This window comes from Bradyrhizobium sp. SZCCHNR1043 (assembly GCF_032489675.1).
Classification (GTDB): domain Bacteria; phylum Pseudomonadota; class Alphaproteobacteria; order Rhizobiales; family Xanthobacteraceae; genus Bradyrhizobium.
Genome location: NZ_JAUEYN010000006.1, coordinates 303,371 through 328,334, shown reverse-complemented (window position 1 = coordinate 328,334; position 24,964 = coordinate 303,371). Strand labels below are relative to the sequence as shown.

18 protein-coding genes and 1 other RNA gene are annotated in these 24,964 nt (G+C 66.2%); 5 read left to right on the top strand and 14 right to left on the bottom strand.

Features of this window, described 5'->3' with window-relative positions; genetic code table 11:
- Positions 1-29: 29 nt before the first annotated feature.
- The 8 genes from ftsW to rsmH all read right to left on the bottom strand — a co-directional run bounded on the left by ftsW (position 30) and on the right by rsmH (position 10,381).
- On the bottom strand, positions 30-1,181 hold the full coding sequence (gene ftsW, locus QX039_RS13140; RefSeq protein ID WP_315736776.1) for a putative lipid II flippase FtsW: 1,152 nt from the start codon (positions 1,179-1,181) through the stop codon (positions 30-32).
- A 346-nt stretch (positions 1,182-1,527) separates the two neighbouring features.
- Complete coding sequence (murD, locus tag QX039_RS13135) at positions 1,528-2,928, bottom strand: UDP-N-acetylmuramoyl-L-alanine--D-glutamate ligase (RefSeq protein ID WP_315771389.1); 1,401 nt, start codon at positions 2,926-2,928, stop codon at positions 1,528-1,530.
- 109 nt (positions 2,929-3,037) lie between these two features.
- Positions 3,038-4,144, bottom strand: a complete 1,107-nt coding sequence (gene mraY, locus QX039_RS13130) for a phospho-N-acetylmuramoyl-pentapeptide-transferase (protein WP_315736774.1) — start codon at positions 4,142-4,144, stop codon at positions 3,038-3,040.
- A gap of 196 nt (positions 4,145-4,340) precedes the next feature.
- Positions 4,341-5,717 (bottom strand): UDP-N-acetylmuramoyl-tripeptide--D-alanyl-D-alanine ligase, encoded by a 1,377-nt coding sequence (gene murF / locus QX039_RS13125; protein WP_315771387.1) that lies wholly within the window; start codon positions 5,715-5,717, stop codon positions 4,341-4,343.
- Entirely contained in the window at positions 5,714-7,174 is a 1,461-nt protein-coding gene (locus QX039_RS13120; RefSeq protein ID WP_315771385.1) for a UDP-N-acetylmuramoyl-L-alanyl-D-glutamate--2,6-diaminopimelate ligase, read from the bottom strand. The genes murF and QX039_RS13120 overlap by 4 nt, the downstream gene beginning before the upstream one ends.
- A 70-nt stretch (positions 7,175-7,244) precedes the next feature.
- Positions 7,245-8,993 carry a penicillin-binding protein 2 gene (locus QX039_RS13115; RefSeq protein WP_315736771.1) on the bottom strand — a complete coding sequence of 583 codons (1,749 nt, stop codon included), beginning with the start codon at positions 8,991-8,993 and terminating at the stop codon, positions 7,245-7,247.
- Entirely contained in the window at positions 8,990-9,382 is a 393-nt protein-coding gene (locus tag QX039_RS13110) for a hypothetical protein (RefSeq protein ID WP_315713444.1), read from the bottom strand. The genes QX039_RS13115 and QX039_RS13110 overlap by 4 nt, the downstream gene beginning before the upstream one ends.
- A gap of 3 nt (positions 9,383-9,385) precedes the next feature.
- Positions 9,386-10,381 (bottom strand): 16S rRNA (cytosine(1402)-N(4))-methyltransferase RsmH, encoded by a 996-nt coding sequence (rsmH, locus tag QX039_RS13105; protein WP_315736770.1) that lies wholly within the window; start codon positions 10,379-10,381, stop codon positions 9,386-9,388.
- A gap of 554 nt (positions 10,382-10,935) precedes the next feature.
- Here rsmH and QX039_RS13100 point away from each other — a divergent pair.
- Positions 10,936-11,787, top strand: coding sequence for an N-acetylmuramoyl-L-alanine amidase (locus QX039_RS13100; protein WP_315736768.1), 852 nt, complete (start codon positions 10,936-10,938; stop codon positions 11,785-11,787).
- A 4-nt stretch (positions 11,788-11,791) separates the two neighbouring features.
- On the opposite strand, the gene QX039_RS13095 is transcribed toward QX039_RS13100, so the two are convergent.
- Complete coding sequence (locus QX039_RS13095) at positions 11,792-13,030, bottom strand: RNA polymerase sigma factor (protein WP_315736766.1); 1,239 nt, start codon at positions 13,028-13,030, stop codon at positions 11,792-11,794.
- 33 nt (positions 13,031-13,063) lie between these two features.
- Entirely contained in the window at positions 13,064-13,417 is a 354-nt protein-coding gene (locus QX039_RS13090) for a YciI family protein (RefSeq protein ID WP_315736765.1), read from the bottom strand.
- A gap of 139 nt (positions 13,418-13,556) precedes the next feature.
- Between QX039_RS13090 and rnpB the strand changes: the two genes are divergently transcribed.
- Positions 13,557-13,997: RNase P RNA component class A (gene rnpB, locus QX039_RS13085), an RNA gene on the top strand.
- 48 nt (positions 13,998-14,045) lie between these two features.
- On the opposite strand, the gene QX039_RS13080 is transcribed toward rnpB, so the two are convergent.
- From QX039_RS13080 to QX039_RS13070, 3 genes are all read right to left on the bottom strand, one after another.
- Complete coding sequence (locus QX039_RS13080) at positions 14,046-15,863, bottom strand: ABC transporter ATP-binding protein (protein WP_315771383.1); 1,818 nt, start codon at positions 15,861-15,863, stop codon at positions 14,046-14,048.
- A gap of 275 nt (positions 15,864-16,138) precedes the next feature.
- Positions 16,139-17,728, bottom strand: coding sequence for a DHA2 family efflux MFS transporter permease subunit (locus QX039_RS13075; RefSeq protein WP_315771381.1), 1,590 nt, complete (start codon positions 17,726-17,728; stop codon positions 16,139-16,141).
- 223 nt (positions 17,729-17,951) lie between these two features.
- Positions 17,952-19,283 (bottom strand): HlyD family secretion protein, encoded by a 1,332-nt coding sequence (locus QX039_RS13070; protein WP_315771379.1) that lies wholly within the window; start codon positions 19,281-19,283, stop codon positions 17,952-17,954.
- A 187-nt stretch (positions 19,284-19,470) separates the two neighbouring features.
- On the opposite strand from QX039_RS13070, the gene QX039_RS13065 reads away from it, so the two are divergent.
- Together QX039_RS13065 and QX039_RS13060 are read left to right on the top strand one after the other, a co-directional pair.
- The gene (locus QX039_RS13065) at positions 19,471-20,109 is read left to right on the top strand and encodes a TetR/AcrR family transcriptional regulator (protein WP_315771377.1); all 639 of its coding nucleotides are present in this window, start codon (positions 19,471-19,473) and stop codon (positions 20,107-20,109) included.
- A gap of 790 nt (positions 20,110-20,899) precedes the next feature.
- Positions 20,900-21,475, top strand: coding sequence for a hypothetical protein (locus QX039_RS13060; protein WP_315736760.1), 576 nt, complete (start codon positions 20,900-20,902; stop codon positions 21,473-21,475).
- 446 nt (positions 21,476-21,921) lie between these two features.
- Here the strand turns inward: QX039_RS13060 and nikR are convergent, their stop codons facing one another.
- Complete coding sequence (gene nikR, locus QX039_RS13055; RefSeq protein WP_315771375.1) at positions 21,922-22,413, bottom strand: nickel-responsive transcriptional regulator NikR; 492 nt, start codon at positions 22,411-22,413, stop codon at positions 21,922-21,924.
- Between the two features lie 198 nt (positions 22,414-22,611).
- Here nikR and QX039_RS13050 point away from each other — a divergent pair, with 198 nt between their 5' ends.
- Entirely contained in the window at positions 22,612-24,945 is a 2,334-nt protein-coding gene (locus QX039_RS13050; RefSeq protein ID WP_315771373.1) for a TonB-dependent receptor, read from the top strand.
- Positions 24,946-24,964 lie beyond the last annotated feature (19 nt).

Sequence of the window (24,964 nt, the reverse complement as noted above, 5' to 3'; positions counted from 1 at the left end):
CAATGTGCGGTCATTGCGAGCCAGGCGGCCTAGGCGTAATTGCGCAGCGCGCCGGCTGCGTCGCCGGCCTCGACCTCCATCCGCGGCCGCTGTCGGGTCAGCGCCAGCATCATGCCGACGCCATAGGCCAGCGACACGATCGAGGAGCCACCGTAGGAGATGAAGGGCAAGGTCATGCCCTTGGCCGGGATCAGCTGCAGGTTGACTGAGATGTTGATGGCCGCCTGGATGCCGAACAGGATCGCCAGACCCGAGGCCGCGAAGCGCGCAAAGCCGTCCTCGGTCGCATAGGCGCGCGACAGCGTGCGGATCACGATGAAGGCGAACAGCGCGACCAGCGCCAGGCACAGGATGATGCCGAACTCCTCGGCGGCGACCGCGAACACGAAATCGGTGTGGCTGTCCGGCAGGCTGCGCTTGGCGATGCCCTCGCCCGGCCCCAGCCCGAACCAGCCGCCGTTGGAGAACGCCTCCATCGCGGTGTCGACCTGGAAGGTGTCGCCCGATGCCGGGTTCATGAAGCGCTTGATGCGGCCGGCGACGTGCGGGACCAGCAGATAGGCGCCGAACAGACCAGCGGCCGCGGCGCCGGCGAGGCCCGCGACCCAGATCATGCGCATGCCGGCGATGAAGAACAGCGAGCCCCAGACCATCAGGACCAGCATGGTCTGGCCGAAATCCGGCTCCATCACCAAGAGCGACACCAGCATCATCAGCAGCACCAACGCCATCGTGGTCGCCGGCATGTCGGGCCGCCGCGCCGATTCCGAGAACAGCCAGGCGGAAACCACGACGAAGGCTGGCTTCGCGGCCTCGGACGCCTGGATGTTGACGCCGATCAGCGTGATCCAGCGCCGCGAGCCCTTCACCTCCGGCCCGATCGCGAGCGTCAGCACGATCAGCACGATGGCGACCGCGAACACCACCAGCGCGCTGCGCCGGATCTGGCGCGGCGACAGGAAGGAGACGCCGATCAGCACGATGAAGGACGGCAGCAGGAACAGGACGTGGCGGTTGAAGAAGTGAAACGGATCGAGCCCGATCCGGGTCGCGACCGGAGGGCTGGCCGCCAGCGACAGGATCACCCCGCACAGCATCAAGGCGAGGATGGCGCCGAGCAGCGGGCGGTCCACCGTCCACCACCAGTCGGACAGCGGATTGCGTTCTTCACGGGAGAGCATCGGGCGTCCACCTGAGGCCTTAAGGAATCAGACCATTGGCGCCCAGGATGGTTATTGAAGGGTTAAGGATTCCTCCGCTGTCGTCCCGGACAAGCCGTGACGCGCCAGCGCGTCGCGGCGCCGATCCGGGACCCATACGCCGCGGCCATCGTGAACGGACAAAATGCCAACGACCCGCGTGCCTCAAACCGCTTCATGGGGGTATGGGTCCCGGCGTTCGCCGGGACGACACCGGTGTGTGCTGCTGCAGATGCGCGTCGTATCGTTCAAGCGTCCGGCCTGCTGAGCAAACACCGTCATCCTCCGCGCAGAGGAGAATCCAACACACCGTACCGTCGCGATGAAGCTACGCCACCGGGTTCACGCCCGGCAGAGCCTGCACCAGCTCGCGGAACCGCGTGCCGCGGATCTCGAAGTTGCGGAATTGGTCGAACGAAGCGCAGGCCGGCGACAGCAGGACCACGGCCTCCTTCAGGCCGGAGGCTTCAGCGTCTGCAGCCGCCTGCGCCACCGCGATCTCCAGCGTGCCGGACATCTCGTGCGCCACCTTGTCACCGAGCGTGCCGGCAAACTCCGCGGCCGCCTCGCCGATCAGATAGGCCTTGCGGATGCGCGGGAAGAAGCCCGCGAGGCTGGTGATGCCGCCGGCCTTGGGCTTGCCGCCGGCGATCCAGAAGATGTCGGCGAAGGACGACAGCGCATGCGCGGTCGCATCCGCGTTGGTGCCCTTGGAGTCATTGACGAACAGCACGTCGGCGCGGCGGCCGACCTGCTCCATGCGATGCGCGAGGCCCGGAAAGCTGCGCAGCCCTTGCTGCAGCACGTCAGCAGCGACGCCTAGCGCGAGCGCAGTCGCCGCGGCGCAGGCCGCGTTCTGCGCATTGTGCTGGCCGCGCAGCGAGCCGATGCCGCCGAGCCGCGCGATCTCGCTGCGTGCCCCGCCCGAGCTTCGCACGATCGTCTCGTGCTCGACATAGATGCCATCGGCCAGCGGGTTCTTCACCGAGATGCGCACCACGCGCTTGCCGCCCTGCTCCAGCCGGTCAGCGGTCGTGCGCGAAAACCCGTCGTCGACGCCGACGATCGCCGTTCCCTCACGCTTCACACCCGCCACCAGCCGCTCCTTCACCGCTGCGTAGTTCTCGATCGTGCCGTGGCGGTCGATGTGATCCTCGCTGACATTGATCAGGATGCCGACGGTCGGATCGAGCGACGGCGTCAGGTCGATCTGGTAGGACGACATCTCGATCACATGGACGCGGCCCATGCGCGCGGGCTCCAGCGACAGGATCGCGGTGCCGATATTGCCGCCCATCTGGGTGTCGTAGTTGGCGACGCGCATCAGGTGCGCGATCAGCGCCGTCGTGGTCGACTTGCCGTTGGTGCCGGTGATGGCGACGAACGGCGCATCCGGCGCGTGGCGCCTGCGCTCGCGGCAGAACAGCTCGATATCGCCGATCACCTCGACCCCGGCCTCGCGCGCCCTGAGCACGGTCCAATGCGGGACGGGATGGGTCAGCGGCACGCCCGGCGCCAGCACGAGTGCGGCGAAGTTCGCCCAGGAGACGGTGCGCAGATCGGCGGTGATGAAACCCGCCTTCGCCGCTTCCGTCATCCGATCGGCGCCGTCGTCGGCCGCGATCACTTCGGCGCCGCCGGCCCGCAGGGCATGACACGAAGCCAGCCCCGAGCCGCCGAGTCCGAACACGGCGACGGTCCTCCCGGCGAATGAGGTGACGGGGATCATGGGAAGAACTCCGTCGTTCCGGACACCGCGCAGCGCTGATCCGCAATCTCGGGATTCCGGGTTCGCGCTGCGCGCGCCCCGGAATGACAATCCATGGCATACGGACCCATCAGCGCAGCTTCAGCGTCGAGAGACCGACCAGCGCCAGCATCACCGAGATGATCCAGAACCGGATCACGATCTGCGGCTCGGTCCAGCCGAGCTGTTCGAAATGGTGATGGATCGGCGCCATCCTGAAGATGCGCTTCCCGGTCAGCTTGAACGAGGCCACCTGCACGATCACCGACACGGCCTCCAGCACGAACAGGCCGCCGATGACAGCCAGCACGATCTCGTGCTTCACCGCGACCGCGATCGAGCCGAGCATGCCGCCAAGTGCCAATGAGCCGGTGTCACCCATGAAGATCGAGGCCGGCGGGGCGTTGAACCAGAGGAATCCGAGCCCGGCGCCGAGCACCGCGCCGCACAGCACGGCAAGCTCGCCGGTGCCCGCGACATAATGGATCTGCAGATAGTCGGAGAACACGGCATTGCCGACCAGGTAGGCGATCAGACCGAAGCTCGCCGAGGCAATCATCACCGGCACGATCGCAAGGCCGTCGAGGCCATCGGTCAGGTTGACGGCATTGCCTGCGCCGACGATGACGAAGGCGCCAAAGATGACATAGAGCCAGCCGAACTTGAAGACGAGGTCCTTGAAGAAGGGAATCGCCAGCCCTGTCGAGGATGGATCGCGGCCGAGGCGAACCAGCGCATAACAGGCGACCAGCGCGATTGCAGCCTCGATCAGCAACCTGAGGCGGCCAGCGAAGCCCGAATGCGACTGCTTGGTGACCTTCAGATAGTCGTCATAGAAGCCGACGAAGCCGAAGCCGAGCGTGACCGCGAGCACGATCCAGACATAGGGATTGAGCGGATTGGCCCACAGCACGGTGGAGACGACGAGTCCCGAGAGGATCATCAGCCCGCCCATCGTGGGCGTGCCCTTCTTGCTGATGATATGCGATTGCGGACCGTCGGTGCGGATCGGCTGGCCTTTGCCTTGACGCAGCCTGAGATGATCGATGATCCAGGGGCCGAACAGGAACACGAACAGCGCGCCGGTGACGACGGCGCCGCCGGTCCGGAAGGTGATGTAACGGAACACGTTCAAGAGCCCGCGAAACACCGAAAGGCTCGGAAACGTATTCGTCAGCTCGATCAACCAGTAGAACATCCAACCCGCCTATGCCGCCTCACCGAGACTAAGCCACGCCAACACGGTTGCTCGTGCGCGAATCCGGTCCAGTCTCTTTTAACCATGAACGGGGCCGGGTGCGAATCGTAGCCCGACGGGAATGATCCGTCCGGCATGACCGCTTCGGCCACCAGTGGAAAACTATCCTTCTGCCGCGCCGCGATATCGCCCGATTTCAACCGACGCCCTGCAACGCCGCGGCGAGCTTCGACACGAACTTGTTGACCCAGAAGATCTTCTTGCTGCCCTTGATGACGACGACGTCGCCCGGCGCGAGCAGCGCCGCGACCCGGCCGGGATCCAGCGTCACCGGATCCTCGTGCCAGCCGAGCCGCTTCGCTTGCGGCAGGCTGTCGAACAGGTGACGCATCAGCGGACCGACGCAATAGACGCCGTCGACCCCGGCGAGATGAGCGACCATCCCCTGATGATAGGCCGGCGCCTCGTCGCCGAGCTCAAGCATGTCGCCGATGATGGCAATGCGCCGCCCCCGCACCGGCCGCGCCTGCAGGCTGTCGAGCGCCGCCGCCATGCTGGCCGGATTGCCGTTGAAGCTGTCGTCGATCAGAACGATGTCGCCGATGGTCTGCTCGACGCCGCGGCCCGTCATGATGCCGACCAGGCCGAGCGTCGGCGCGAGCAGCGCCGGATCGAGCCCGGCCGCCGCGATGGAGGCGAGCGCCGCCAGCGCATTGTGCAGGCGATGCGGCGCCCCCGGCGTCACCGTGAAGGCGACGCGGCGACCGGCGATGTCTGCCGACACATCCCAGCTGTCGCCGCGCGAGGTGTGCGAGAGCTCGCGCACGTCAGTGCCGCCACCGAAGCGGATCACTTTGCCCGTCCATTCCGGCGCAGCGAGATCGGCCGGCAGCACGAGAACGCCGTCAGCCGGCAGCCCGCACGCGATCGAGACTTTCTCTTTCCTGATCGCTTCCAGGCTGCCGAGCTTCTCCAGGTGCACCGGCTGCACGTTGACGACGAGAGCCACCGTCGGCTGCGACAGCTCCGTCAGCCGCGCGATCTCGCCTTTTTGATTCATGCCCATCTCGACGACCCAGACCGAAGCGCCCGGATCGGCATTGCACAGCGTCAGCGGCACGCCCCAGAAATTGTTGAAGCTCGACGGGCTGGCTGACGCTCCGGGATAGGCGGCGATGAACTCCTTGGTCGAGGTCTTGCCGGCGCTGCCGGTGAGCCCGATCACCGGGCCATGAAAGCGCGCCCTTGCAGCGCGCGCGAGCGTCCACAATCCATCGATCAGCGTGTCCTGCACCACGAGCTGCGGGACGGTGATGCCGTCGATCCTGTGCGGCACGATCATCGCGACGGCGCCGGCCGCTTCGGCGTTGGCCGCAAACTCCCAGCCGTCGCGGCTGGAGGCGAAGCTCGACACGAAGCCACCGCTCGGCGTGCCGCTCAGCGCAACGAACAGGCTGCCGGGCTTCACGGCACGGCTGTCCTGCGTCACGAAATCGATCGGGCTCTCCGGATAGTCACCGGCGAGGCCGAGCGCGCGCGCCGCCTCCGCCACGGTCCACAGCGCCTTCGTCATGGTGTCCTCGATGCCAACGCGTCCGCGACCGCTTCGTGATCGCTGAAATGCAGAACATTGCTGCCGATGATCTGTCCGGTCTCGTGGCCCTTGCCGGCGATCACGAGCGCATCGCCGGGCTGCAGCTCGCCAATCGCGACCTCGATCGCCTCCGCCCGATCGCCGATCTCGCGCGCACCGGGTGCGGCGGCCAGGATCGCGGCGCGGATCGCAGCCGGATCCTCGCTGCGCGGATTGTCGTCGGTGACGATGACGCTGTCGGCCCCTTCAGCGGCGATCGCGCCCATCAAAGGGCGCTTGCCGGTGTCACGGTCGCCGCCGGCGCCGAACACGACGACGAGTTTTCGCGCAGCATAGGGCCGCAGCGCGTGCAGCGCCTTGGCAAGCGCGTCCGGCTTGTGCGCGTAGTCGATGAAGATGGGTGCACCATTGTGCTCGCCGACCAGCTCGAGCCGGCCCCTGGCGCCCTCGAGCTGCTCGAGAGATTCGAACACGGCTTGCGGATCGCTGCCGGTGCCGATCGCAAGGCCCGCCGCGACCAGCGCATTCTCGATCTGAAACGCGCCGACCAGCGGCAGGCGGACCGCATGCATGCGGCCGCAATGCTGGATCTGGAGCTGCTGAGCAAAGCCGTCGATTGCAGTGGCCACCAACCGGATGCCCTCTCCAGCGCCGTCCCCATGCGTTCCCACCGTCATCAGGCGAAGACCGCGTGTCTGCGCCGCGGCGATGACCTCCGGCGAGCACTCATGATCGGCCGAGATCACGGCAGGGCCGCCCGGCGGCACGAGATCGCGGAACAGCCTCAGCTTGGCGTTGAGGTAGTGCGTGATGTCCGGATGATAGTCCATGTGGTCGCGCGACAGGTTCGTGAACCCGCCGGCCGAGACCCTGACACCATCGAGCCTGAATTGATCGAGCCCATGCGACGAGGCCTCGAACGCCAGATGGGTGACGCCATCCTGCGTGATCTCGTCGATCTGCCGATGCAGCGCGATCGGATCCGGCGTCGTCAGCGAGCCGTAGACGGTGCGCTTGTCCGACACCAGCCCGACGGTGCCGATGCTGGCCGAACTGTGGCCGAGGCGCTGCCATATCTGGCGCGTGAAGGCGGCGACCGACGTCTTGCCGCTGGTGCCGGTGACGGCGGCAATGGTCGCCGGCTGGCGCGGATAGAACCGAGATGAAGCGAGCGCGAGCGCCCGCCGAGGGTTTGGCAGCGCGATGAATGGCACGGCCAGCTCCGTTCCAGGGCCCGCCGCGCCGGCCACGGCGACCGCGCCGGCCGAGATCGCCGCCGCGATGAAGCGGGTGCCATCGGTCTTGGTGCCGGACAGAGCAAAAAACAGGTCGCCGGGCCGCACGGCGCGGCTGTCCACCGCGAGGCCGGAGATCTCGACAGCGGCGATGCGGGCGTCGAGCGTCGCCTGATCGCCCAGGAGGTCCTGAAGTTTCATCCTGGTTCCGTGCCAGTCCTGGCCCCGCCCCGGGCGGCGGCAGCTCCAAAGCTCGCGATTCGACGACGGCTTACTGTGTCAGCCGCGATGCTGCAAGAATTTGGCGGTCGGACGGCGGCAGGTCGAAGCGGGGCTCGATTCCCAGCAGCGGCCCGATCCGGGAGATCACGGCACCAGCCGTCGGCGCGGCATTCCAGCCGGAGGTGATGAAGCCATAGGTTTCCTTCAATGACTGCGGCTCGTCCAGCATGATCAGGAGCTGGTATTTTGGCTTGTCTGCCGGGATCACGGCGGTGAAGAGGGTCAGCACCTTCTTCTTGGCATAGCGGCCGTTGATGACCTTCTCGGCGGTGCCGGTCTTGCCGCCGATGTAATAGCCCTTCACGTCGGCCTTGCGCGCGGTGCCGACCTCGGCGTTCAGACGCATCAGGTAGCGCATCTTCTCCGAGGTCTCCGGCTTGATCACGCGCTTGGCGACCTGCATCGCCTCTGCCTCGGTGCGCTTCATGAAAGTCGGCGGGATCAGATAGCCACCATTGACCAGCGCGCTGACACCCATCACGCCCTGCAGCGGCGCCACCGCCATGCCGTGACCGAACGCGATCGTGACCGTGTTCAACTCGGCCCAGCGCTTGGGCAGGATCGGCGAGGCGCTCTCCGGCAGCTCGGTGCGCAACCGGTCGAACTGGCCCATCTTGCGCAGGAACGCCTTGTGCGCGTCCACGCCCTGCGCCAACGCGATCCTGGCAGCACCGACGTTGGACGAGAAGTAGAACACTTCCCGCATGTTGAGGAAGCGGCCCTTTGGTTCGTCGTCGTGAATCGTAAACTTGCCGTAGTGCAGCGGTCCGCGCGCATCCCACAGCGAGTTGAGATCATACTTGCCGCTGTCGAGCGCCATCGCCAGGGTGAAGGCCTTGAAGGTCGAACCCATTTCGTACACGCCCGTGGTCAGGCGGTTGATCCGATCGGGATCGTGCGCTTCCTTCGGGTTGTTCGGATCAAAATCCGGCAGCGAGACCATGGCGATGATCTCGCCGGTCCTGACATTGACGACGAGACCGGAAGCCGCCTTGGCCTTGAACTTGTCCTTGGACTTGAGCAGCTCATCGCGCAGCGCGTGCTCGACGCGCAGATCGACCGAGAGCTCGATCGGGCGCTGCAGGCGATCGGTGGCGAAGCCGGCGCGATGGAGGTCGGCGAGGCCCTGATTGTCGAGCCACTTCTCCATACCGGCGATGCCCTGGTTGTCGATGTTCACCAGGCCGATCAGATGGGCCACCTCGTTGCCGGTCGGATAGACGCGCTTGTTCTCGCGCAGGAAGCCGATGCCCGGCAGGCCGAGGCGATGAATGTCCTGCTGCTGCTTCGGTGTCATCTCGCGCTTCAACCAGACGAAACCCTTGCGCGACAGCAGTCGGTCGCGGACCTCGCCCGTATCGAGATCCGGCAAGGTCGCCGTCAGAAGCTCGATCGCCTCGTCCTTGTCGATGAGACGGCGCGGCTCGGCGAACAGGCTCGGCGTCTTGACGTCGGTGGCGAGAACGGCACCGTTGCGGTCGACGATGTCGGGCCGCGCGGTGGCGATGGCGTCCTGCTGCGCGGCACGCCGCGCGCTCGGACCATCCGAGCCGATCGCGAACATCACGAGGCGGCCGCCGATGATCGCGTAGACCGCGGCAAAGGCGACGATCGCGAGGCCGACGCGCACGCGCGCCTTCGCAGTGCGATCGACATCGCGCCCATACAGCAGCGTGCGCACCAGTCGCTGCCGCCAGGGCTCCTGCGGCTTGACGTGAGGCCGACGCTGATCGCTCATTGCTGATCCTCCGGGCGACGCACCGATCCGGTCACGGGGGGCTCTTCGTTGATCGCGTCGATCGCATCGATCATCGATCCGATCGGATCCGGATTGTCCGGTCGCGCAAATCGCGGCGGCCGCTCCGGCAGATTCTTCAGGCTGTCGTATTGTGTGGCGTTGAGCGGCTTCAGCGGCAGATGCCGTTCGACCAGCCCTTGCAGCCGCAGCGGCGCGTCGAGCTTGGCCCATTCCGCGCGCAACACTGCGATGGCCTCGCGCTGCTCGCGGATCTCAGCGCGCAATTGCAGCACGCGCTCGACCCGTGCCGTCGAGTCCATCTTGATGCGATAGACATAGGCCGCCGCGAAGATCAGCGAGCAGATCACGACGAGGTGCAGGAGGCGCATCGGTCACCCTCCTCGCAGGACGTCGGCCAGGCGCGGCCAGGGGGATGATGATGCCGAGGCGTGCGCCGGCGCGGCCGTGCGTTCGGCGCCGCGCAGCTTGGCGGAGCGTGCCCGGGGATTGGCTTCGGTCTCGGTCTCCGCGGCCACCACCGGCTTGCGGTTGAGCAGCTGGAAGCTGGGTGCCTCCTGGGCCACCTCGGGCCGATGGCGGGAGCCGCCGCCAGTCCTGCTGCGCTCGGCCAGGAACGTCTTGACGATGCGGTCCTCGAGCGAATGGAACGAGACGATCGCGAGGCGGCCGCCCGGCGCCAGCACGCGCTCCGCTGCCGCCAGCGCCTGTTCGAGCTCGTCCAGCTCCTCGTTGACGAGAATGCGCAACGCCTGGAACGTGCGCGTCGCCGGATGGATGTCGCCAGGCTTCGATCTCACCACGCGCGCGACGATGTCGGCGAGCTGCCGCGTCGTCGTGATCGGCTGCTCCTTGCGCGCGGCGACGATGGCCCGCGCCACGGCGCGGGAGTGCCGCTCCTCGCCAAAGATGTAGATGACGTCGGCCAGATCGCGCTCGGCAGCGTGCGCAACGACATCGGCAGCCGTCGGCCCCGTGCCGCCCATCCGCATGTCGAGCGGGCCGTCGAACCTGAACGAGAAGCCTCGCGCGGCGGAGTCGAGCTGCATCGAGGATACGCCGACATCCATCACGACGCCGTCGACATGTGTGAGGCCTTGCGATGCACAGATGTCGGCCAATGCCGAGAAGCGGTTCTCGACCAGTGTCAGGCGACCGCCCGCTTCGGCGAGGAGACTCGCGCCGCCGGCGATTGCGGTGCTGTCGCGATCGATCCCGATCACCCGTGTTCCCGCCGTCGCCAGGATCAGGCGCGTATAGCCACCCGCGCCAAAGGTCGCATCGACATAGGTTCCGCCGGCGCGCGGCGCCAGCATCTCGACCGCTTCGGGGCCGAGCACCGGGACGTGTCGCTGGTCAGCCGTGCTCACGCGGCCGCTCCGCAAGCGCGCCGTTGCTTCAGACTGACTTTGTTCGGCAGCGAGCCCATCGCGCCTTCGATCCTCGCGCCCGTCAATTCGCCAAGCCATCTCCCGGGACGGTCGGTCATCCGTCGAGCCGTCCCCACATCAGCGGCACGATCCGGCCTTGTCGAGACCCTCGATCCGACAGCGATCGCGCGGCGCCGGAGCGCCCCGGAACCGCTTTCGATCGTGATCTGCCGTGCAGGACCTTGCATCGTGGCGGCTTGCCGTCCCGAAAGCCGGCTTGGCTCTTCACCACTCAGTAACGGCGTTTAGCGTTAACAAACAGTTGACGGTCTGTGGCGGATGTTGGGCACTTGGACCGCGAGGCGGAGCTGCCCGGTAGACCGTTCGTCCTGCACGCCGTCGCGCCGTTCGGCGGACTGGCAATCGCCATACAACGGTCCGCTCAATAGCGAGGGCTCGCATGCGATTTCGATTGCGGCTGGGACATGTAAAAGAGTAGTGCCTGCCCATATTCGGTTTGAGCCATCGCCGCCGCCGTCCGCTTCGAGTCGTTCATGCCAAATCCATCCGACAAGCCGGAATCGAAGCGTCCCCGTGCGCTGCCGATCCCCAAGGGCGTTTCCGACCTGCCGGTCTTCACGCCGGACTCGTCGATCGCCTCCGACGTGATCCCGTCGGCCAATTTCGGCGAGCGCAAGGGTGGGCGCCAGCCGGACATGATCATTCTTCATTACACCGGAATGCCGGATGTCGAAGGGGCGATCACCAAGCTTTGCACCGCCGGCAGCGAGGTGTCCGCCCATTACGTCGTGCTTGAGGACGGACGCATCGTCCAGTGCGTACCGGAGGCCTTCCGCGCTTGGCACGCGGGTCTCTCGTCCTGGGGCGGCGACGAGGACATCAATTCCTGCTCGATTGGTGTCGAGATCGTCAATCGCGGCCACGATTGGGGCTATCCGGATTTCCCACCGCGGCAAATCGCGGCGGTCATCGCGCTGTGCCGAGGCATCATGCTTCGCCGCAATGTGCCGGCGCATCGCGTGCTCGGGCATTCCGACGTGGCGCCCGCGCGCAAGAAGGATCCCGGCGAGAAATTCCCGTGGCATTCGCTGGCGAATTCGGGCGTGGGCCACTGGGTGCAGCCGGCGGCGATCACCAAGGGCGAGACGTTGAAGCTCGGCAGCATCGGCGATGACGTCAAGGGCTTGCAGAAGGCGCTCGCCAAATACGGCTATGGCGTGCCGATCACGGGCAAATTCGACGGCATCACCATGGATGTCGTCACCGCGTTCCAACGGCACTTCCGCCCCGAAAAGATCGACGGCATCGCCGACCGCTCGACCTTGTGGACGTTGCATGCGCTGCTGACGAGCCTGCCGGCCGAGGATCAGGCGCCGCGCGTCTGACACGTCAGGCCTCAGCGTCGAGCTCACCGAGCCGCCGTGCATACAGACGCCTGAGCGGCGCGAGCTGCGTGGCTGCGCTCGCCTCGCGGTAGCCGGCGCGCGCCTCGTCGCGCCGACCGAGCCGCCGCAGGAGGTCCGCCCGCACCGCCGGTAGAAGATCGTACTGCTTCAATCCGCCGCGCGCGGCCAGCGCATCGACCAGCGCCAGCGCCCGCGCCGGGCCATCGACCATCGACACGGCGGCTGCATGATTGAGCTCGATCACGGGCGATGGCGCGATCCGCAGCAGAACCTCGTAGAGCCCCACGATCTGCCGCCAATCCGTTTCAGCGTAGCTGGAGGCCTGAGCATGAAGCGCGGCAATCGCCGCCTGGACCGTATAGGGCTGCGGGAGCCCCTTCATGCCCAGGGCCTGTTCGACCAGCCCCAGCCCTTCAGCGATCTGCTCGCGATTCCACAGCGCGCGGTCCTGCTCCTCCAGCAGGACGATGTCGCCCGCCGCATTGGTACGGCCGGCGCGCCGCGCATCGTGCAGCAGCATCAACGCGAGCAGGCCCTTGATGTCGCGCGCCTCCGGCATCAAGCCAAGCAGCAGGCGACCCAGCCGGATCGCCTCACGCGCGAGATCCTCGCGAATCAGCTCGGTACCTGAGGTCGCGAGATAGCCCTCCGTGAACACCAGATAGATCACGGTCAGGACGCCGCGCAGTCGCTCCTCGAGCGCGTCGCGTCCCGGCACCTCATAGGGAATGCCGGCGAGGCGGATCTTCTGCTTGGCGCGCACGAGGCGCTGCGCCATCGCCTCCTCACCGGCGACAAAGGCGCGGGCGACCTCGGCGGTGGTGAGGCCGCAGACCGTGCGCAGCGTCAGCGCCACCTGAACCTCCGGCGCGAACGACGGATGGCAGCAGGTGAAGATCAGCCGCAGCATGTCATCGTCGAGATCGGACGGCGCGTCGTCGTTGGCGGCGTCACGCTCGATCGCATGAACGATCTCCGCCTCCTTGTCGCGAAAATTGCTCCGCCGCCGGATCCGGTCGATCGCCTTGTTGCGGGCGACGTTGACCAGCCACGCCCGCGGATTGGCGGGGGCGTCGGACCCCCGCCATTTGAGCAGCGCCGCAGCGAACGCATCCTGCAGCACGTCCTCAGCCAGATCGAAGTCACCGACGAGCCGGATCAAGGTCGCGAGTGCGCGGCCGGCCTCATCACGGAACACCCTGTCGATCGCATCAGGCGTCATCGGTGACCTTCTCGGCAGCGAGCCGCACCGGTCTCAATGATTGTATTGCCAGACCGGCCGCACCTCGATCGAGCCGAAACGGGCGCCGGGAATACGTGCGGCAATCCCGATCGCCTCGTCGAGATTCTTGGCCTCGATCATGTAGTAGCCGCCTAGCTGCTCTCGGGTCTCGGCGAACGGACCGTCCGTGGTGAGGATCTTGCCGTCGCGCACCCGCACGGTCGTCGACGTCGAGGTCGGCTGCAGCCGGTCACCGCCCTTGTAATTGCCGCTCGAGATGATCGATTGGGTGAACGTCTGGTACTCCGCCAGCATCTTGCCTTCAGCCTCCTTCTCGATCTTCGCGTATTCGGCCTCATTCAGGTAGATCATCAACAGATACTGCATCGGACTTGCTCCTCTCTTCGGCTGGATCGCCGACATCCAGTCGAACGGCGTCGACACGGAACGACACGCGAAGGATAATATTTTCCGCCGGCATGGCGATGGCTTGACGTGCTGGTCGAGAAGCCCCATTCAAGCTGCATCAGTCGGCCGGACGGCCGCTCCGGCAGGTGCCGAAAGGCCGCCGGGGAGGAAAGTCCGGGCTCCATCGACATGCGGTGCCGGATAACGTCCGGCGGGGGCGACCCCAGGGATAGTGCCACAGAGAACGAACCGCTTCCTCCCGCGAGGGAGGCAGTAAGGGTGAAAAGGTGCGGTAAGAGCGCACCGCGGGGCCGGCAACGGAACCGGCATGGTAAACCCCACCGGGAGCAAAACCGAATAGGGATGGCCACGCGGAGACAATCGCCAAGGCAGATGATGCCAAGGCGATGACGTCCGCCGGAGCGATGTCAGGCTCGCCGTCCGGGTAGGTTGCCCGAGGTCGCGCGCAAGCGCGATCCCAGAGGAATGGCCGTCACGTATCGTCATGCGCAAGCTTGACGGTGCCCTACAGAACCCGGCTTACAGGCCGGCTGATATGTTCATGAGGGGCTCGGCGCCGACAGCGCCGGGCCCCTCACCATTTTGATCATCCGGCCGCCGAGAGCTGGCCGAACTCGGTGGCCTGGCGCTCGAACAGGCTGCGATAGAGCCCGCCGGGTCTGCCGACCAGCGCGGCGTGGCTGCCCTGCTCGACGATGCGGCCGCGATCGAACACCAGGATGCGGTCGAGACTGCGCACGGTCGCCAGACGATGCGCGATCACGATCGCCGTCCTGCCCTTCATCAGCCGCTCCATCGCCTCCTGGATCAGCGCCTCCGATTCCGAATCGAGGCTCGACGTCGCCTCGTCCAGGATCAGCACGCGCGCGTCCGCCAGGAACGCCCGCGCCAGCGCCACTCGCTGCCGCTCGCCGCCCGACAGCTTGACGCCGCGCTCGCCGACCAGCGTGCCGTAGCCCTTGGGCAGGCGCGCGATGAACTCATGCGCGTTGGCGAGCCGCGCCGCCTGCTCGATCTCGGCCTGGCTGGCGCCGGGCCGGCCATAGGCGATGTTCTCGGCCAGCGAGCGGTGGAACAGGATCGGCTCCTGCTGCACGATCGCGATCTGGCTGCGCAGCGAGTCCTGCTTGGCGTGCGCGATGTCCTGGCCGTCGATCATGATGCGGCCGCCGCTGACGTCGTAGAGCCGCTGCACCAGCTTGACGAAGGTCGTCTTGCCGGAGCCCGAGCGCCCGACCAGCCCGATCCGCTCGCCCGGCCGGATGTCCACCGACAGCCTGTCGTAGAGGGAGCTGCGATGGCCGCCATAGTGGAACGTCACCGCATCGAATACGATGTGCCCGCCGGTCACCGCGATCGGCTTCGCGTCCGCCGCATCGACGATGCCGATCGGCTCGCCATGGATCGCCACCAGCTCGTCCATGTCGTTGACCGCGCGCTGCAGGTTGTTGATGTGCATGCCGACGTCGCGCAGATAGGCATGGATCACGTAATAGCTGGTCAGCACATAAGTGACGTCGCCCGGCGAGGCCTTGCCTGCCATCCACAGCAGCACGGCGCCGCCGATCACCGAGGAGCGCAGGCACAAGAGCACGCCGAGCTGCACCGCAGCCGTGGTGTTGTAGCGCAGCCACGTGCGATTGACCCGCCGGGACCAGCGGCTGACGACGCGCATCAGCCGACCGTCCTCACGCGCCTCGGCGCCGAACGACTTCACCACCGCGTTGCAGCTCAACGCGTCGGCCAGCGTGCCGCCGACCTTGGTGTCCCAGGCATTGGAGATGCGCGCGGCCGGGGCGATGTAGCGGGTCGAGAACACGACGGTCATCGCGACATAGAGCACTGCGCCGATCGCGATCACTCCGCCCAGAGCGCCCCAGTGCAGCCCGAGCAGCACCATCGAGCCCAGCAGCACCGAGAGCGACGGCAGCAGCGCCAGCAGGATGGTGTCGTTGTAGAGGTCGAGCGCCCACATGCCCCGGGTGATCTTGCGCACGGTCGAGCCGGCGAAGCTGTTGGCGTGCCAGTCGGTCGAGAACCGCTGCACGCGCACGAACGCGTCGCGCGCGACATCGGACATGATGCGGAGCGTGAACGGCACGATCAGTTGCAGGCCCGACAATCGCAGCACGATCGAGGCGAAGCCGAGGCCTACGATGGCGGCGAACGCCACCAGCGCGCTGTGCCGTGCATCGGCATTGCCTGGGCCCAGAGTGAGCGCATCGACCAGCCGGCCGGAGAACAGCGGCATGAACAGGTCGGCGGCGGTGGCGCCCAGCAGCGCGCACGCAATGCCGAGGGTCATGCGCGGCTGCTTCAGCCAGTGGCGGAACACGAACGGCATCACGACGCGGATGGCGGCGGGACGCTTGTCGGCCTTCAGGCCGGAGACGTCGACGGTCATGGCATCATCCGGCCGCGCTCGTCGCGCCAGGCCGGCTCCAAATGAGGCAGACGGACGCGGCAGGCGCGGTCTGCGGATAAGTAATCAGGCGTTGGGAAGTTAAGCGATGGTGCTCAAAGCGAGCGGCCGAACACCAAGACAGGCATCGAGCGGGTGCATGCGATCTGCAGATGCGATGTGGTCATGCAAATCTCCCCGGTTCGAGCGACAATTCCTGCTCCATACCATCGACGGTATGATTTGGCAACCCGCGGCGCGCGCAGGAGCCGCTCACGTCAATGTGCGTCGCCGCCGCCCGCCATCGGCGAGCTCGGCTTGTTGAGCAGCATGACCATGAAGCTGAGCGCAATGTAGAAGCAGGTCAGCATGAAGAAGGCATCGCCATAGCCCATCACCACGGCCTGCCGGTGCACGATCTGCGAGAGCTGCTTCATCGCCATCAGCGCGGAATCGCCCATGCCCTGCAGCTTCTGCTGCAGCATGTTGAGGGTCTCGACCGCGGTCGCATTGCCCCAGGTCACCCGCTCGTGCAGGCGCGAAATGTGCAGGTCGGTGCGGTCGTTCAGCACCTGGTTGATCACGGCGAGTCCGACCGCGCCACCGAGATTGCGCATCAGGTTGAACAGGCCCGAAGCGTTCTTGACGCGGTCCGGCGCCAGAGTGCCGAGCGCGATGTTGTTGGTCGGCACCATCGCGCACATCATGCCGACGCCACGCAGCACCTGCGGCACGAACAGCTCCCAGAAATCGTAGTCGCGGGTGATCCCGGTCATCTGGTAGGAGCCGATGGCGAAGATGACGAGGCCGAAGGCGATGATCAGGCGCATGTCGATCTTCACCATCAGCCGGCCGACCACGGGCGCCATCAGGAACATGGTCACGCCCGACACGAACATCGTCTCGCCGATCATCAGCGCGCTGTAGCCGCGCACCTCGGCGAGATAGCGCGGATAGATGTAGGTCAGGCCGTAGAGGCCGATGCCGATGCAGAACTGCAGCAGGCAGCCGACCGTGAAGTTGCGGTCGCCGAACGCATAGAGGTCGACGATCGGCTCGTCGACCGTCAGCACGCGCCAGAAGAAGCACACCGCCGAGACGGCGCAGACCGCGGCGAAGATCGCCACCGACGTGTCCTGCAGCCACTCATATTGCGGCCCTTCCTCCAGCACGTATTCGAGTGAGCCGAGGAATCCGGCCATGAACAGCAGGCCCCACCAGTCGAAGCGGTCGAGCAGCTCGAAATGCGGCTCGTCGAAATCGACCAAGGCGAGCACGCCGACCGTGATGAGGATGCCCGGCGGGATGTTGACGAAGAACAGCCAATGCCAGGACATCGCGTCGGTAATGTAGCCGCCGACCGTCGGGCCGACCGTCGGCGCAAGGGTGGCGACGAGCCCGATGATCGGGCCGACGACGTTGAACTTGGAGCGCGGGAACACCGTGTAGGCCGAGGCGAACACGGTCGGGATCATGCCGGCGCCGAGAAAGCCCTGGAGCGCGCGCCATACGATCATCTGCTCGATCGAGGACGCGAAGCCGCACAGGAAGCTGGAGATGGTGAATCCCGCGGCCGAGATCGCGAACAACAGCCGCGTGCCGAGCGCGCGCGACAGAAAGCCGGACAAGGGAATCGCGATCACCTCGGCAATCAGATAGGCGGTCTGCACCCAGGACACTTCGCTGGAGCTCGCCGACAGTCCGGCCTGGATCTCGCTGAGCGACGCCGACACGATCTGGATGTCCAGGATCGACATGAACATGCCGAACACCATGATCAGGAACGCGATCAGCCGCCGCGGCGCGATGCGGTCCGACGGCGCCGCCGGTGCGCTCATGGTGGGATTGGCTGTGGTGGCGGTGGCCATGGTCTAATGAGTCCGCTGGAGTCGATGACCGCGCCGCGTCACAGGTGCGCTCCCCTCCCCCGCGCGAAGCGGAGCTTCGCTAGGCGGGGAGGGGTCGGGGGTGGGGGTCCCCAACGGCGGTCTCGCCCGGAGACCCCCCACCCCAACCCTCCCCGCAAGGGGGGAGGGAGCTGACTTCCGATGACGCGACAGCGAATGCAATCGCGCCGGTTAGATCAACTTGCTACTTCCCCTGCACCGTCGCCGGCGCGTCGAGATCTCCGTCACTGTCGGCATCCTTGGCGCCGTCGGTGGTGTCCACCGTGACGTAGACCGACATGCCGGCGCGCAAGAGGTTCTGCCGCGCCACGTCCTTCGGCACGCGGATGCGCACCGGCAGGCGCTGCACGATCTTGGTGAAGTTGCCGGTCGCGTTGTCCGGTGGCAGCAGGGTGAACACCGAACCCGCGGCCGGCGAGATGCTGTCGACCACGCCCTTGAAGCCGCGCGCGCCGTAAGCATCAACCTTGATGGTCACCGGCTGGCCCGGACGGATACGCTTGAGCTGGGTTTCCTTGAAGTTGGCGTCGATGAACACGTCGTCGAGCGGCACGACGTTGCCGAGCCGCTGGCCGACCGCGACGAAATCGCCGGTGTTGACGAGGCGGTTGGAGAAGGTGCCGTCGACCGGCGCGCGCACGGTGGCAAATTCGAGATCGCGCTCGGCCTTGGCGAGCGAGGTCTTGAGCTCGGCGAGCTGCGCCTGGGCCTCGACCTGCTGCGCCTTCGTCACCTCGACATTGTCGCGGGCGGCGTCGAACGCGGCGCGCGCTGCGCGCACCCCGGCCATGCCCTGATCGCGCGTGGCTTCCGACTGCTCGAAGGTCGCATGCGAGGCAAAACCCTTGCTGCTCAGCGCCTGCTGGCGCTCATAGTCGAGCCCGGCGCGCTTCATCGCGGCTTCGGATGAGGTGAGATTGGCCTGCGCCTGCTCGACGGCGCTCTGCTGCGCGGCGACCTGGCGGCCGATGCGCGCGATGGTCGCCTCCTGGGTGGCGATCTTGCTGCGCGCGGCGTCGACTGCGATCTTGTAGTCGCCGTCATCGATGCGGAAGATCACGTCGCCCTTGCGGACCACCGAATTGTCCCGCGGCACGATCTCCTGGATGTGCCCGGAGACGCGCGCGCCCAGCATGGTGTTGTTGGCGCGGACATAGGAATCGTCGGTCGAAACCATGAAGCGGCCGACCAGATAATAGTGCGTGGCATAGCTGGCGGCGGCGAGCGCGAGCAGCACGCCGATGCTGGCGAGCACGCGCTTGCGCTTGCCGGATTTCGGCGCGGCGGCGGGCGCGGCTTGCGGCTTCGCTGCGGCAGGAGCGCCGGCCGGCGCGGGCCGTTCGGATGGCGCCTCGGTGCTGACGTCTGCCTTCAGCTCAGCCGGCTTGGCATCAGCCGGCTTGCGCTGCGCCATGTCGCTGGGCTGCGGCCGGACCGACTCAGCGCTCGGCTGTTTCGACGCTTCCTCGGCGTCCGGACGGCGCGCCCGTACAGCCTGATCTCTCGCAGCGGCCATCAGAGACTCCCACCCATGACAGCGGGGCCGCTCAGGCCCCGAAAATCCCGACCGAACCGTACGGTCAATCCACATCTACCATTGACCGAACCGTTCGGTCAATATACATCTTCGCTATCGCAACATATCCGCGCGGATGCCTTGGTGACGTTGGCGCCGGCCAAATCTTCGGGAACAGCCTAAACCAATGATTGAGGCGGACCACAATACCACCCAAGCGACGTCGGACGACGATTCCTCGAAGCGCCGGCAAATCCTCGAAGGCGCCCGCAAGGTGTTCATGGACATGGGCTTCGACGGCGCCAGCATGGGCGAGATCGCGCGCGTGGCCGGCGTCTCCAAGGGTACCCTCTACGTCTACTTCGCCGACAAATTCCGCCTGTTCGAGGCGATCGTCGCGGAGGAGACCGTGCATCGGGGCGCCTCGAACTTCAGCTTCGATCCCGCCCGCGACGCCGCAACCGTGCTGTACGAATTCGGCACCGCCTGGATCGCGGTCGTCTGCCGCCCCGGCGGCGGATCGGCGATCCGCACCGTGATGGCGATTGCCGAACGCATGCCGGAGGTGGGGCGGCGCTACTATGATTGCGTCATCGAGGGCACGATCGGCCGGCTCGCCGCCTATCTGCAGGCGCGCGTCGATGCCGGGGAGCTCGCCATCGACGACTGCCACCTCGCCGCATCGCAATTCCAGCTGATGTGCCAGGCCACGCTGTTCCTGCCCTTCATCTTTCAGGGAGCCCCCGCCCCCTCGCCCGACGAGGTACACAAAGTGGTGGCGAGCGCCGTCCGCATGTTCCTCGCGACCTACGGCATCAAGAGTTGAGACGCCGCTGACCGCAGCGATGCGCGCGGCGATGTCGGCACAACAGATATCGGCGCAAGACATGTCAGCCCGAGATATGCCAGCATAAGACATGCGCTCTCCTTCTCGCGGCTGGTGACGCCCGAGCTTTGCGTTCGGATCACCCTCGGATCGATCGGAGGGTGCAGGGAAGGCCGGGCGCTGGCCGCGCCCGTGGCCCGCCTGCTCAAAAAAATGCAGGCGGCAGGTACCACAGGTCTGGCCGAACACACCCGGCCCTCCCCGCGCGATGGGCTTACGATTTATACGTAATCTCCCCGGTGTCCGGGCTTGTAGCCACCGTCGCCCGCGCAGATGCGCGAGCATCTGCTGCGAACTTGACGCCAGCATCGGGGCGCCAGGACCATACGACTTCATCGTCCTGCCGGTCGCGTTCGTCCGCTCGCGATTCCAGCGCGCTGCGCGCCGACAGGCCACCACTCCCCGCCTCCAACGCTCGTGACGACCGCGAAACGTCCCTCTTCGATCGAGGCGGGATGGCGGTAGACAACCATGAAATTCGGAAAAATGGAAGATGAAAATTTTTGCGCGAGGGACTGGACAGGGCAAATCAGCTTGATCGGGCAAACGAAATCGGATTCTGCGCGCAGCCGGCTTTAACCGCGCGCGACCGCTGCAGCAGCGGGCGACGATACCACGGCGCCGTATCCGCGGAAGAAGCCTAGCGTCCGAGAAGGGGCGCGAGCCGACCTTGCAAGCGGTTGCGGATTGGGGCAATCGAAGCTCGGCAGCCGCGCATCCTGGGCCTACCATGTCAAAGTTCTTCGCTATGGAATCCGTCAGATCTCCCTGGGGTGACTACGGCGATATTCTTTTGAACGGCCTCGTTGAAGCGACCGAGTGCGTCGGACCGCCGATCATCCGCATCTTGCGCACTGGCCCATATGTGCCGCCGATGACCCAGCCATTCGGCTTCATCATCGTCACCGACGAATTTCGACGTGACCTTGAACGCAGCCAGTTGACTGGCTTTGACTTCGAGCAGACTCAGTATGGGAAAGTCGTCCGCCTCGATTGGCAGACTTGGAGCACGGATACCAATGAGCCGATGTCGTATCCCGAGACAGGCGAACCAGAGGACTACATTTTGGGATGCTCCCACGAACCCACTCTTCTGGCGCAGATGCCTCGGTTGTGGGCTCTCGCCGTCCGGCCTACGCCCGAATTGCAGGTCCAGGGCACACATTCCTTCCGCGCAGATCGACATCCGGGCACGGACATCGCTCGTGAGCATACGCTCCATTGGGTAAGCGAGCGTATGAAGGTTTGGCTCGAACGATCGTCGGCGGCTAGATGGATTGCGTTTCGTTCGATAAGCCCACGATGAACAATGTCCGCTTCGGGACAAAATGGGATTCTGGGCGCAACAGCGACGGAATATCTGCTGTCGTGAATGCACCAGTTGACGCGTTTCAGGATTAAACCTTCCCCGCCGCTGCCAAAGTACCTGCGGCATCTCGTACCATTGTCATCACCGGCACGAGCGACGGCATTCTAGGGCGCGCGACCGCAGTAGCACGGCGTCATCGCGAGCGAAGCGACGCGATCCAGGGGCCGCGCCAAGACTCTCGATTGCCTCCGCCTGATCGGCTTGGGGACACGTCGGCGCAAGGACGCCTTGCTCCGCCGCAGCCGCGGGTGACGATGCAACGGCGCCGTGCCCACCATTCTCAGCCGATGCGCCGCGGTGGGCACGGCGCGTGATGCATCGAGTGTGATCAGCAGGATTGGGGGCGCGCCTTTGCCCACCCTACTGTCCTTGCCGAGCCGCTTCTACTTCTTCCCGCTCTTCGTGGTGTGGGAATGCGAATGGCTGTGGCTGTGAGAATGCGAATGGCTGTGCGCGTGCTCATGATCGTGCGCCGGATCGATCGGCATCATCGCGACGTGGCCGTGGCGGACGCCGCGTTCGGCGATGACGTGGTCGGCGAAGGCCTTGACCTCGCGGCGCTCGCCCTTGAGCACGGTGACCTCGAGGCAGCTCTCCTGGTCGATGTGGACGTGCAGGGTCGCCTGGGCGAGGCCGGAATGGTCGTGCGCCTCCTGGGTGAGTCGCTTCGGCAGTTCGCGCGCGGCATGGTCGTAGACGTAGCTGAGCGTCGCGATGCAGTGGCGGCTGTCGCTGGCGCCGGCGTCAGCCGTCTCTAAGCCGCTGCGCAGCAGATCGCGAAACGCCTCCGAACGATTGTCGTAGCCGCGCCGGGCCATGAAGGCGTCGACCTCGGCGAGCAGATCGTCGTCGATCGTGATCGTCAGGCGCTGCATGTCCCGTCTCCCTGAGCTGCGCGGCAAGCGCCTATCCACCGCATGAGTATGATGTATTCACGTTGACATCATACCGGTGTCACCTTAGCGTTCTTTAACATTCGACAGTAGGGCGATCCAAGCGAGCATGACGCGGGCCAACGAAGGCGCGCGGCAGTTGACGATGCATGCCCTGTGGCGAGCTCTAGGGGCGTGACGATGCGGTGGCGTGGGGCGAGTGTTGGCGTGCTGATGGCGGCATTGGCGCAGCAGGCACACGCCCATCCGGAACGGGCCCCTGCCGAGTTGCCGACGGTCGACGTGGATGCCCCCCGACGCACGGCCAAGCCGAAGCCGCAGGTCCGGCGCGCGGCGCAGCGGCCGAAGCCGGGCGCGGCCGGTGCGGCTGCGAATGTGATCTCGGCCGCCACGGCCGCGGCTGCACCGTCCGGCGCGCCCAATGTCGGCTCCGGCCCGGCGCAGCCGCAGGGCATGGCGAGCGAGGTCGTGATCTCCGGCGAGGAGATCAACGCCCGCCCGGCCACGCGGCCCGGCGAGGTGCTCGAAGCGGTGCCCGGCCTGATCGTCACGCAGCACTCGGGCGAGGGCAAAGCCAACCAGTATTTCCTGCGCGGCTACAATCTCGACCACGGCACCGATCTCGCGCTCTTCGTCGACGATGTGCCGGTCAACATGCGCACCCATGCCCATGGCCAGGGCTATGCCGATCTCAACTGGCTGATGCCGGAGACGATCGGCCGGGTCGACGTGCGCAAGGGGCCCTACTTCGCCGACGAGGGCGACTTCGCCTCGGCCGGCAGCGTGCATATCGGGCTGGTCGACAGCGTGCCGAAGGCGATCGCGCAGATGACGGCGGGCAGCTTCGGCTATCGCCGCTTCTTCGGCATGGACTCGGTGCATGTCGGCGACGGCCATCTGCTGATCGCCGGCGAGGCCGGCCGCTATGACGGTCCCTGGACCACGCCCGACGATGCCAACAAGCTGAACGGCCTGATGCGGTATTCGCAGGGCACCGCGACCGACGGCTTCTCGATCACCGGCATGGCCTATGCGAACCGCTGGACCTCGACCGACCAGGTGCCGGAGCGCGCCATCACCTCGGGATATCTCGGCCGCTACGATGCGGTCGATCCGACCGACGGCGGCAAGACCAACCGCTTCGCGCTGTCTGGCCGCGTCGCCGGGTCGGACGATGCCGGCTCGTGGAAGGCCAACGCCTATGTGGTGAAGAGCCAGCTCGATCTTTACAACAACTTCACCTATGCGCTGCGCGACCCGGTCAATGGCGACCAGTTCCACCAGCATGACGACCGGCTGATGCTCGGCGCCAACGCGTCGCGCACCTTGAACGGCAGCTTTGCCGGCCAGCCGATGGAGACGACCGTCGGCATCCAGACGCGCTACGACGACATCGCGCTGGCGTTGACCAACACCCGTCAGCGGGTGCTGCTCTCCGACATCGATGCCAACAGCACCGGCGTCGTCCGCGCGGACAAGGTCGGCGAAGGCAGCGTCGGGATCTACGTCGAGAACACCGTGCGCTGGACCGACTGGCTGCGCACCACGGTCGGCTATCGCGGCGACTATTATCAGACCCACGTGTATTCGCTGACGAATGGCAACAACACCGGCGACGCCGCAGCCAGCCTCGGCAGCCCGAAATTCAGGATGGCGATCGGGCCGTTCAACAAGACCGAGTTCTTCGTCGGCGCCGGCTATGGCATGCACAGCAACGATGCCCGCGGCGCGACCACCACCGAGGATCCGGCCGATCCGACCAACAAGCTCGCCTCCTCGCCGCTTCTCGTCCGCACCAAGGGCGCCGAGGTCGGCGTGCGCACGCGCATCATTCCGGGACTCGACTCGTCGCTGAGCGTGTTCATGCTCAACCAGGATTCCGAGATCCTGTTCTCCGGCGATGCCGGCGACACCGAGGCGAGCCGGCCGAGCCGGCGCTACGGCTTCGAGCTGACCAACCATTACCGGCCGGCGTCGTGGATCGACATCGATGCCGATCTGGCGATGACGCATGCGCGTTTCGTCGGCGACAACACCGACCAGGCGGCGGTCTACACCTCGCTCGCCGGCTACCCCCAGGCACAGCTTGGCAATGCACCGGGCAACTACATCCCCAACGCGCCGTCGATGATCGCCTCGGCCGGCATCACGCTGGGCGAGAAGACCGGCTGGTTCGGCGGCCTGCGCTGGCGCTATCTCGGATCGACGCCACTGACCGAGGACAACTATTTCCGCTCGACCGCGACCAGCGTGTTCAACGGCCGCATCGGCTTCCGCGACGCCAATGGCTGGCGCATCCAGCTCGACGTGCTGAACCTGCTCAACACCAAGGCCAGCCAGATCTCCTACGGTTACGGCTCGCTGCTGCCGACCGACCAGCTCTACAAGGACTGCTATGTGTCGCCGCCCGCGACGCCGGTGCCGGCGCAGGTCTGCCGGACTGGCGTGATGGACCGCGTGCTGCACCCGATCGAGCCGCTGACGTTCCGGGTGACGGTGGCGGGGACGTTTTGAGGACTTGATCGTCGTAGCG